The organism is Rhizobacter sp., assembly GCF_031412075.1.
In the GTDB taxonomy this organism is placed as follows: Bacteria; Pseudomonadota; Gammaproteobacteria; order Burkholderiales; family Burkholderiaceae_C; genus Rhizobacter.
Genome location: NZ_JANOCG010000093.1, coordinates 1 through 10502 on the forward strand (window position 1 = coordinate 1; position 10502 = coordinate 10502).

Sequence of the window (10502 nt, forward strand, 5' to 3'; positions counted from 1 at the left end):
CCGCGAAGCGTTGCTGGCGATGGGCGTCGAGCTGCACGAGCTGCGCCCTTACCTCGACACCAAGCACAACGCGGCCCTCGCTTTCGGCTCGTCGCAGGCCTCGCTGCACGCCAAGGTGGTGGTGGTCGACGGCGTGGCCGCCCTGGTCGGCTCGATGAACATGGACCCGCGCTCGCAAAGGCTCAACACCGAGATGGGCGTGCTGGTGCGCAGCCCGCAGATCGCCCAGCAGCTGGTCCAGGTGTTCGACGAGGTCACCACCAGCAGCACCTACCGCCTGAGCTTGGCCGAAGACCAGACCCTGCGATGGACGAGCACCGGCCCCAACCCGCAGGTCCACACCAGCGAGCCCGAGGCCAGCGCCTGGCTCAAGTTCACGGTGAAGCTGCTGGCGCCTTTTGCACCCGACGAGCTGCTCTGAACACCACCCGGCTGACAAGGCTTCGGCTATTTCCCGGCCCGCAGAGCAGCACGACTCGACCCCGTCGAGGCGCCGCGGCACGAATAAACGGCGTTCTGTCCACCTGAGCACGCGACGCGGAGTATTCCTACACCTCTCCTGCGGCGAAAGCGCTAATCTGGGGGGATTGCTGCACTGCACAAACCCCATGCCCCTCCACCCCGACAGCCCTTTTGCCAAGCTGATGGCCCAGGCCACCGCGCTCACAAGGCGCGGCAGCCTGGCGGACGCCGCGCAGGCCATTCAACGGGTCTTGCACCTGAAGCACCGCCCGGCGCCTGCCGAGCCGGCCGACACCGGTGACGTGATCGTGCTCGACGGCCTGGTGCGTGAAGTCGACACGCCCGCGCCCGACACAGAGACGCCGACGGGCCCACCGCGCCCCGCCAGCTTCGAGGAGCTGCCCTTCGCCACCGCCCTGGGCCTGCGCCACTACAAACTTTTCACCCCCGCCGGCCTGCCCGACCGACCGGCCCCGCTGGTGGTGATGCTGCACGGCTGCAAACAAAACCCCGACGACTTTGCCGCCGGAACCTGCATGAACGAGCTGGCGCAGGCCCAAGGCTTTCGGGTGCTTTACCCGGCCCAACCAGCGCGCTCCAACGCCCACCGCTGCTGGAACTGGTTTCAGCCCGGCGACCAGAAACGTGGCGCCGGCGAGCCCGCCCTGTTGGCGGCCATCACCCGCCACGTGATGCAGACGCATGCGGTCGACGCCGGGCGCGTCTACATCGCCGGTTTGTCCGCCGGGGGTGCGATGGCCGTGATCATGGCCCACGAATACCCCGACCTGTTTGCCGCCGTGGGCGTGCATTCGGGCCTGCCGCAAGGTGCAGCGCACGACGTGGGGACGGCGTTCGCGGCCATGAAACACGGCCCTCGCGGCGTGCCCAAGGTGGCCGACGCCACGCGTGTGCCGATGATCGTCTTCCACGGCGATCTCGACGCCACCGTGCACCCGAGCAACGGCGAGCATCTGGTGGCGGGGCACAGCGCCTCGCAGGTCGAGCAGGGCACGGTCGACAGCGGGCGCAACTTCGAGCGCACCAGCTACCGCGACGCGGCCGGCCGCCTGGTCGCCGAACACTGGCTGGTGCACGGCTCGGGCCACGCGTGGTCGGGCGGCAGCGGCAAAGGCAGCTACACCGACCCGCAGGGGCCGGATGCATCGCGAGAAATGCTGCGCTTCTTCACGCAGCAAAAACTCACTCGACCTTGACACCCTTCCAGAACGCCACCCGCCCCTTGATTTCCGCAGCGGCTTCGCTCGGCTCGGGGTAGTACCAGACCGCGTTGGTGTTCATCTCGCCATTGACGAACAGGCTGTAGTAATACGCCTGGCCCTTCCACGGGCAACTCGTGCGGTGGTTGCTGAAGTTCACGTACTCGCGCTTCAGGCTGCTCTCGGGAAAGTAGTGGTTGCCTTCGACGATCACGGTGTCGTCGCTCTCGGCAATGGTGACGCCGTTCCAGGTGGCTTTCATGCGGGTTCTCCAAGGCTAAACATCAAGCGTACAGCGCCGCGGCTTTCTTCAGGCGCTGCGCAATGGCCACCACCAGGGCCTTGTCGCCTTTCACCTGCACGCTGTCGCCGTGGCGCAAGATGTCCATCGCCAGCTCGGTCGGGTCGATGTAGGGCACCTGCAGCTCATACCGGCCATCGGTGAGCCAGCGGCCTTTTTGCTGCGCGTGCCACTCTTCCACCGCCACCCACTGCGCAGCGTCGGCCTCGAACACCAGCGTGGCCCACTTCAGCTTGGCGCCGCTGCCGCCGTAGATGCCATAGCCGGCATCGAGCTCGGCCTCCAGGTCTTTGACCGCCACGTTGCGGGCCTTGGTTTCTTGCGCCTTGGCTTCCTGAATGGCGTCGAGCGCAAAGCGGCGCAGGCCTTCGCTGGCATGGCACCAGGCGTCGAGGTACCAGGTGTTGCGGTAGTTCACCAGGCGCTGCGGCGAGACCTCGCGTTCACTGGTGCTGCGGTCGCTGCGCTTGAAGTAGCGCAGCCACACCCGCTTGCGCTGCACCAGCGCGCTGCCCAGCAGCTCGAAGTGGCGGCTCGGCGTGCGCCGGCGTGCGGTGGAGATCACCTTGACCCGGCGCATCAGCTCGCGCGCTTCGCTCTCGTCGGCGCCGAGCATGCCTTGCAGCTTGTCCATCATGGGTTGCAGGTGGCGCGAGAGCACGCCGTCGTCGTCGAGCCCGGCCATCAGCTGGTGCATGGTCAGCAGCGCAGTGATCTCCTTTTCGCTGAACCACAGGCCCGGCAGCTCGTGGCGCTGCGCCTGCGCGCCCACGGCCTGGTCGAAGCGGTAGCCGTTGTCGAAACGGTCGTAGACGATGGGCGCGCTCAGGCGGTCGCGCAGGTACTGCAGGTCGCGCTTGAGCGTGGCGGGCGACACGGCCAGCTCATCGAGCAAGGCCTCGAAGCTGACGCAGCCGCGGCCGCGCAGCAGCAGCTCGATCTTGTAAAAACGTTCGGTTCGGTCCATGGGAGGCCTAGACCGTTCGCCCTGAGCCTGTCGAAGGGAGCGCACAGCACGGCGCCGGCTTCGACAGGCTCAGCCCGAACGGGTGGTGTTGGGGATGCCGCAAGACTGGCTCACCAGGTGAGCCATCGCAAACAAGCTTACCTCGTGCTCACCATTCACCCCAGAACCAGATAGCTCACGCCATGAGCCACCCGGCCGCAACACTGGCTCTATCGCTGCATCGGTTGCAGCGAATCCCACCCGGAGCCCCACATGACCACCGAACTTCAGCACAACCCCCTCGCCAGCAGCAGCCTCACCACGCACGAGCACATCGGCTTCGAGCTGGGCTGGGACTACGCCCACCACCACGTCACCCCGCCCGCGCCTTATGGCCAGGAGCCTTCGTCGCTGCGCCACGGCTGGCTGGCCGGCCAGGCCACCTTCGGCCTGCGCACCCTGGAGCCGACCAAGCACGTGCGCAAGTGGCTGCAGCTGCGCCTGCACGCCTGGCTGCGCGGGCGCAGCGTCGAGCTGGTGCAGGTGACGCCGCACTACCTGCAGCAGATCGACGTGAGCCACTGCCCCATCACCCGCGCGCCGCTCAGCAGCGCGACGATGGAAAACTCAGACGCCTCGATCGACCGGGTGCGCAGCGACGCCGGTTACGCCGCCGGCAACCTGGCGGTGATGAGCACCAAGGCCAACCACGCCAAGGCCGCGCATGGTTTTCGTGACGCGCTGCAATTCGTGAAGCAGATCGAAGATGCCGGTCTCGGTGGCCTGCACGACCTCACTGCCGAGCAGTGGGCGCGGGTGGCGGTGTTGTGCAGCCTGGTCGAGCCGCTGCCGCACGACGAAGCCTGCACGCTGCCGATGCTGGTGCTGCCGCCCAACCGGCTGCGTTTGTTCAACCCGGCGCAGGCGCTGCAGGCGTTCATCAGCCAGCAGCTGCTCGCACCCGGCTGGAGCCACCGCATCACGCGGCTCGAAGACCTGCTGCCAGGCAAGAGCGTCAAGCGCGCGTTCCAGACCTTTTTCCATGCGCTGCTGCCGCGTGTGCTCGAAGCCGGCAAGGACGCGGAGGGCGTGGCCCTTCGCTGGGCCATCGAAGACGCCTGGCGCAACCCGCTGGCCCTGCAGCGCTGGACAGCCTTCGTGAGCCAGCTCACGGCGGCGCAATGCGAGGCGATCGTCACCCGTGCCAGCGCCAAGAAGCTCGGCGCGTTGCGGGTTCAGCAGTTCAGTGATGCACAAGCCACCGACGGCTGGAACCTGGCCACGCGTGGGTATGTGCCTCACGCGGTGTTGCGCAAGCGCGTGCCGGCACCGGTGCCGTCTTCGGTGCGGGCGGCGACGCAACAGATGTCGCTGCTTCACTGAGGCTCACAGACACGCCTGCGCCACCGCCGCGTACAGCGGGATGCCCAGCAAGATGTTGAAGGGGAACGTGAGCCCGAGCGACATGCCGAAGTAGAGCGAGGGATTGGCTTCGGGGATGGCCTGGCGGATCACCGCCGGAACAGCGATGTACGACGCGCTGGCCGCCAGCACCATCAACAAGGCCCCGTTGCCCGCCGACAAACCCAACGCCCAGGCCACCGCCAACGCCAGGCCGGCGTGCGCGAGCGGCCCCACGACGGCATAGGCCAGCAGCCACGGCGACTTGCCGCGCAGCTGGCCCATGTTGCGCGCGGCGAGCAAGCCCATGTCGAGCAGGAAGAACGCCAGCATGCCCTTGAACAGATCGACCGCAAACGGCTGCATCACCGCCTGACCCGCAGGGCCGCTGAGCAGCCCGACCCCCATCGCACCCAACAACAGCAGCTGCGCGCCGTCGGTGAGTGCCTCGTGCATCACCCGGCCGAGCGGCGTGGCCGCAGCGCCCGGGGCGCCAACGGCATTGCGCCTCTCTCGCTGGCGCACCAGGTTGCTCAACACCACGGCCATCACGATGGCGGGAGACTCCATCAGCGCCATCGCCGCCGCCATGTGCCCGCCATACGCGGTGCCCTGGGTGTCGAGGTATTGCACCGCGGTGATGAAGGTCACGGCGCTCACCGAGCCATAGGTCGCCGCGATGGCCGCCGCGTCATAGCCACTCACGACGCGGCGCAGCAGCAGGTAGCCCGCAGCCGGAACCACCACCGCCAGCAAGAGCGCGGCGCCCAGGCTCGTCAGCACCTCGGGCGTCAAACCCGACTTTGCCAGTGCGAACCCGCCCTTGAGCCCCAGCGCCATCAGCAGGTAGAGCGACAGGAAGCGGGAGATTTGCGGTGGAATCTCCAGGTTCGACTTGAGCGTGCCAGCGAGGATGCCAAACACGAAGAAGAGGATCGCCGGGTCGAGGAAGCCTTGCATCGTCGAGCCCGTTCAGGAAGTCTTGCCCGGCGGCGCCACGGCCGAGCGTGTTTTCCACAGCGAGACGATCACACCACCGGCAATCAGCCCGAAAGTCACGCCGAGCGACACGATGGCCGGCGTCTTGCCGACGATGCCCACCAGGAAGATTTTCGAGCCGATGAACACCAGCACCAGGGCCAGTGCGTACTTCAGGTACTTGAAGCGGTGGATCATCGCGGCCAGCGCAAAGTAGAGCGCACGCAGGCCCAGGATGGCGAAGATGTTGCTCGTGTAGACGATGAAGGGGTCGGTGGTGATGGCAAAGATCGCCGGCACCGAGTCGACCGCAAACACCAGGTCGATCAGCTCCACCAGACACAGCGCGAGGAACAGCGGCGTGGCCCAGCGCACCATCTTGCCGCTGACCGGGTCGGCGCGCTGCACGAAGAATGCGTTGCCCTCGGGCTGCGGCGTCACACGCAGGTGCTTGCGCAAGAACTTGAGCACCGGGTTCTGGGCAATGTCGGGCAGGTGATCGGCGACCATCCACATCTTGATGCCGGTGAACACGAGAAAGGCCCCGAACACATAAAGCACCCAGCTGAACTGCGTGACCAGCGCCGCGCCCAGGCCGATCATCACCGCGCGCAGCACGATCACCCCCAGGATGCCCCAGAACAGCACGCGGTGCTGGTATTGCCGCGGGATCGCCAGGTAGCTGAAGATGAGCGCGATCACAAACACGTTGTCCATCGACAGCGATTTTTCGATCATGAACCCGGTGAAGTACTCGGTGCCGCTCTGCGCACCGAGGTACCAGGTCACCCAGACACCAAACACCACCGCCGCGCCGATGTAGCCCGCCGACAAGGCCAGGCTCTCCCGCACCCCGATCTCGCGATCGGACTTGTGCAACACGCCCAGGTCGAACGCGAGCAAGGCCACCACGGTGGCCACGAAGCAGAGCCAGACCCAGGTGGGCTTGCCCAGGAAAGGGGACTGCAGGATGTCGAGCAGGGGTTCCAAGACCATCTTCCTTCGGGTGTTCGGCTGGCGAGTTGCCGCGACGATAGGGCCGCGGTGGGTTCCGTAGAAGCAGACAATCAAGAAGATTCACTTCTGAAAAACCTGAACATGAGCGCAGACTTCAACTACCGGCACCTGTACTACTTCTGGGTGGTGGCCAAGGAGGGCGGCATGGCCCGCGCCGCGGCGCGGCTCGACATGGCGGTGCAGACCGTGAGCACCCAGGTGCGCGAGCTGGAGCGCACGCTGGGCGCCACGTTGCTGCAACCGGCCGGGCGCGGCCTCGCACTCACCGAAGCCGGGCTGGCGGCCCTGCGGCAGGCCGACCAGATCTTTCAGCTGGGCGAGCAGCTGCCAGCGGTGGTGCGCGACGCGGCCAGTTCACCCACGGTGAGGCTTGCGGTCGGCGTGTCGGACCGGGTGCCCAAGCTCGTGGTGCGCCGACTGATGCAACCGGTGATGCAGGAGCCCGCACTGCAGCTGCTGTGCCGCGAACGGCAGTTCGAAGACCTGCTCGGCGAGCTGGCCCTGCACCGGCTCGACGTGGTGCTCGCCGACCGGCCGGCACCACCCAACCCGAGCCTCAGGCTGTACAGCCACTCGCTTGGCGCGTCGCCGGTGGCCTGGTACGCCACGGCGACTTTGCACGCGGCGGCGCGGCGCGGCTTCCCGCAGTCGCTGGCGCAGATTCCGGTCCTGCTGCCCACGGCGCAGGCCGCCCTGCGCGTTCGCCTAGACCAGTGGTTCGATCGGCAGGCCATTCGGCCGCGCATCGGCGGCGAGTTCGAAGACAGCGCCTTGCTCAAGACCTTCGGCGCCAGCGGCATGGGCGCGTTCCCGGCCGCCGAGTGGGTGCATGACGAACTGGTGCAACGTTACGGCGTGAAACGACTCGGTGCCTGCGAGGGAGTCGAAGAGCACTTCTATGCCATCGACACCGAAAAAAAGGTGCACCACCCGCTGGTGCAGCGCATGCTGGCCGCTCACAAGCTCAACACCTCAACGGGCTGAAGCCCCCAGGTCGAGCGCGCCCGTCAAATCACCCATTGGCGCAAAGCCGTTGCGTCGCAAGGCTTCGTCCCGCTCGACCAGACCCGGCAGTGGGTCGAGCGACCAGCGTTTGTTGATGAAGCGCAGGATCGAGCCGGTGTCGTAGGCCGTCTTGTCGACAAAGCCCTTTTTGGCAAACGGCGACACGATGATTGCCGGCACCCGCGAGCCCGGGCCGAAGCGGTCGCCGCGCGGCACCGGGGCGTGGTCGTAGAAACCGCCGTTGTCGTCGTGGGTGATGACGATCAGCATGCGCGGCCACTGCGGGCTTTGCTCCAGCCTGGCCACCACCTCGGCGAGGTGGGCGTCGCCATCGCTCAGGTTGGCGATGCCGGCCTGCTGGCTCAGGCCGGCTTGCGGCTTGTAGAAGCTCACCGAGGGCAGCGCGCCAGCAGCGGCGTCGGCGAGGAACTGGCTGTCGAAGTCGCGCAGGTGGCGTGTGCGGGCGTCGGCCTTCGTCAGCGGGTCGAAGGCGGCGTAGTAATTGAACGGCTGCTGGTGCGGCTGGAAATGCGCCTTGCCACGGTAGATCTGCGCGCGGCCTTCGGGCGTGTTGGCGCTCACGGTGTTCCAGGCGCCGGCGTACCAGGCCCAGCTCACGCCCTTGGCACTGAGCTGGTCGCCGATGGTGGCCTGCGTTTGTGGCGGCAAGGTGCTGGGCCGCGACGGGTCGGCCAGGCGCGGGTCGACCCCGGCCACTGGGGGCGCGCCGCTGGGCTGGTAGGGCGGCTGCATGGTGTTGACGGCATGGAACACACCGTTGGCGTCTTTGGGCGTGAGCGCGCCGTCGCGCATGAAGCGCGGCGGCCCGGCCAGCGCCGACGTGGGCGCGTTGGGCGCGGGGGTGAGTCGCACGAATCGGCCTTGGTCGTCCACATCGATGGCGCTGATCATGCCTTTGGCGGGCGAGTTGTCGGCGTTCGGGTAGGTGGGTGCACAGGCGCACACCAGGTAGTGGTGGTTGAGGAAGGAGCCGCCGAACGCGCCCATGAAAAAGTTGTCCGCCAGCGTGTAGCGTTGCGCCAGCTTCCACAGCGCGAGGCTGCTGCCGTCGTGGTAACCCATGCTCAGCGCACCGCCGTCGGAGTAGGCGGCAAAACGGTCGTTGGCGCCGCCGTGGGTCTGCATCTGGTGTTGGTAATAACGGCGAGCCAGGCCGCGCGTGGCCGTGCTGGTCGGCACGCTCACTCCGCTCTTGCCGACGCCTCGCGGAGCGTCCAGCTGAAACATGGCATTCGGCAGCCCCGCCGATTGCGCCTGCGTCAGCGTGAGCGGCTGGCCGTTGGGGGTGAGCCCGCTCCAGATCGGCGGCAACACGGGCAACACGCTGCCATCGAGGTCTTTCTGCGCGGCAGCACGCCCCGCCGACGCGGGGCTCTTGCCCGGAATGCCGTGGGCCCCGGGGAACAGGCCGAACACGTGGTCGAACGAGCGGCTGCCCGCGTAAATCACGACCACGGTGTCGATCGACTCCAGAGCAGGGCGTGGCGCCTCGGCCGCGATCGGGGCGGAGGCGGGCACCGCCGGTGCTTGTGCCGGCGGTGCCACCGTCACGGCCGATGTTTCACCGGTTGCTTCAACCGGCGCCTCGGGCGGCACGGCACAGGCGCCGAGCAGGGCAACGAACAAGGCGGCAGGCAGTCGACAGTCAGGTTTCATCAGGAGCAGCACGTTGGGGCAAGTGACAGAGTATCGGGCGACGGGCGAGCCAAGTTCATCGCATACTTCGCCGACTCGCACGCGCGCCCTGCATGGTGACCGGCTCCTGACATCACGCTGTCAGCAGCCAACAGGCAACATGGCGGCGGCAAGCGGCCACCGAAGCCGCCATCTCCCGTTGTCACACCCACCGAAGACCCACGTCGACCATGGCCATGCACTACCGACTCAAACCTTTTTTGCTGACCGCCCTTGCCGCTGCCACCGTCGCCGCGTTCAGCGTGCGCGCGGCCGATGAGAAAAAGCCCACCGCCCCGGCCAAGCCCGCGCTCACCGTCACCGTGACGCAGCCGCAAGCCGCCAACCTGCCGCTCAAGATCAGCGCCAACGGCAACATCGCCGCCTGGCAGGAGGCGAGCGTCGGCACCGAGGCCAACGGCCTGCGCCTGGCCGAGGTGCGCGCCAACGTGGGCGACGTGGTGAAAAAGGGCCAGGTGCTGGCGGTGTTTGCCGCCGACACGGTGATGGCCGACGTGGCGCAGGCCAAGGCCGCCGTCGCCGAAGCCGAGGCCACGCTGGCCGAAGCCGCCGCCAATGCACAGCGTGCACGTGACCTGCAACCCGCAGGCGCGCTGAGCGGCCAGCAGATCAACAACTACCTCACCAGCGAGCGCACCGCGCAAGCCCGCCTGGAGGCGGTGCGCGCCGCCGCCCGTGTGCAGCAGCTGCGCCTGGCGCAGACGCAGGTGGTCGCGCCCGACCACGGCATCATCTCGGCGCGCAGCGCCACCGTGGGCGCAGTGCTGCCGGCCGGGCAGGAGCTGTTTCGCCTGATCCGCCAGGGCCGCCTGGAGTGGCGTGCCGAGGTGCCGTCGAGTGAGCTGGCGCGGGTGAAGGTGGGCCTGCCCGCCACCGTGGCCGCCACCAGCGGCGCGGCGCCCGTGGTCGGCAAGGTGCGCATGGTCGCGCCCACCGTCGACCCGCAAACGCGCAACGGCATCGTTTACGTCGACCTCGGCACCACCCGTGAGGTGAAGGCCGGCATGTACGCACGCGGCGAGTTCGACATCGGCAACAGCAACGCGCTGACCCTGCCGCAAACCGCGGTGGTGCTGCGCGATGGTTTCAGCTACGTGCTGCGCGTGGGCGCCGACTCGAAGGTGTCGCAGGCCAAGGTGGGTGTGGGCCGCCGTGTCGGTGACCGCATCGAGATCACCAGCGGGCTCGATGCCACGGCCAAGGTGGTGGCAGCCGGCGGCGGCTTCCTGAGCGATGGCGACACGGTCAAGGTGGTGGACGCGCCGGCCGTGGCCAAGCCGGTGGCCACCGCCAAGTAAACGAACAGAACAGAACAAGAAAGCACCGCGCCATGTTCAACGTTTCGTCCTGGTCGATCCGCAACCCGACGCCGGCCATCCTGCTCTTCATCATGCTCACGCTGGCCGGCCTGATCGGCTTCAAGGCGATGAAGATCCAGAACTTCCCCGACATCGAC

At 67.5% G+C, this 10502-nt stretch carries 10 protein-coding genes; 5 read left to right on the top strand and 5 right to left on the bottom strand.

What is annotated here, in order from left to right; all coding sequences use genetic code 11:
- The coding region (locus RMO40_RS03550; protein ID WP_309716408.1) for a phospholipase D-like domain-containing protein at positions 1 to 421 on the top strand (421 nt) is incomplete at its 5' end.
- Positions 422 to 608: 187 nt separating this feature from the next.
- A complete protein-coding gene (locus RMO40_RS03555; RefSeq protein ID WP_309716410.1) occupies positions 609 to 1679 on the top strand; it encodes an extracellular catalytic domain type 1 short-chain-length polyhydroxyalkanoate depolymerase in 1071 nt (356 codons plus the stop codon).
- Here RMO40_RS03555 and RMO40_RS03560 read toward each other — a convergent pair.
- Positions 1666 to 1944 carry a DUF427 domain-containing protein gene (locus RMO40_RS03560; RefSeq protein WP_309716412.1) on the bottom strand — a complete coding sequence of 93 codons (279 nt, stop codon included), beginning with the start codon at positions 1942 to 1944 and terminating at the stop codon, positions 1666 to 1668. The two genes, RMO40_RS03555 and RMO40_RS03560, sit on opposite strands and share 14 nt — an antisense overlap.
- Positions 1945 to 1966: 22 nt before the next feature.
- Entirely contained in the window at positions 1967 to 2950 is a 984-nt protein-coding gene (locus RMO40_RS03565; protein WP_309716415.1) for a WYL domain-containing protein, read from the bottom strand.
- A gap of 252 nt (positions 2951 to 3202) precedes the next feature.
- On the opposite strand from RMO40_RS03565, the gene RMO40_RS03570 reads away from it, so the two are divergent.
- Positions 3203 to 4312 (top strand): hypothetical protein, encoded by a 1110-nt coding sequence (locus tag RMO40_RS03570; RefSeq protein WP_309716417.1) that lies wholly within the window; start codon positions 3203 to 3205, stop codon positions 4310 to 4312.
- 3 nt (positions 4313 to 4315) lie between these two features.
- On the opposite strand, the gene RMO40_RS03575 is transcribed toward RMO40_RS03570, so the two are convergent.
- Together RMO40_RS03575 and RMO40_RS03580 are read right to left on the bottom strand one after the other, a co-directional pair.
- The gene (locus RMO40_RS03575) at positions 4316 to 5290 is read right to left on the bottom strand and encodes a sodium-dependent bicarbonate transport family permease (RefSeq protein ID WP_309716419.1); all 975 of its coding nucleotides are present in this window, start codon (positions 5288 to 5290) and stop codon (positions 4316 to 4318) included.
- 12 nt (positions 5291 to 5302) lie between these two features.
- Positions 5303 to 6298, bottom strand: coding sequence for a TerC family protein (locus RMO40_RS03580; protein WP_489660098.1), 996 nt, complete (start codon positions 6296 to 6298; stop codon positions 5303 to 5305).
- 108 nt (positions 6299 to 6406) lie between these two features.
- Between RMO40_RS03580 and RMO40_RS03585 the strand changes: the two genes are divergently transcribed.
- Positions 6407 to 7309, top strand: a complete 903-nt coding sequence (locus tag RMO40_RS03585; RefSeq protein ID WP_309716425.1) for a LysR family transcriptional regulator — start codon at positions 6407 to 6409, stop codon at positions 7307 to 7309.
- Here RMO40_RS03585 and acpA read toward each other — a convergent pair.
- The gene (acpA, locus tag RMO40_RS03590) at positions 7298 to 9007 is read right to left on the bottom strand and encodes an acid phosphatase (protein ID WP_309716427.1); all 1710 of its coding nucleotides are present in this window, start codon (positions 9005 to 9007) and stop codon (positions 7298 to 7300) included. The genes RMO40_RS03585 and acpA overlap by 12 nt on opposite strands.
- A gap of 215 nt (positions 9008 to 9222) precedes the next feature.
- Here acpA and RMO40_RS03595 point away from each other — a divergent pair, with 215 nt between their 5' ends.
- On the top strand, positions 9223 to 10344 hold the full coding sequence (locus RMO40_RS03595) for an efflux RND transporter periplasmic adaptor subunit (RefSeq protein WP_489660099.1): 1122 nt from the start codon (positions 9223 to 9225) through the stop codon (positions 10342 to 10344).
- Positions 10345 to 10502 lie beyond the last annotated feature (158 nt).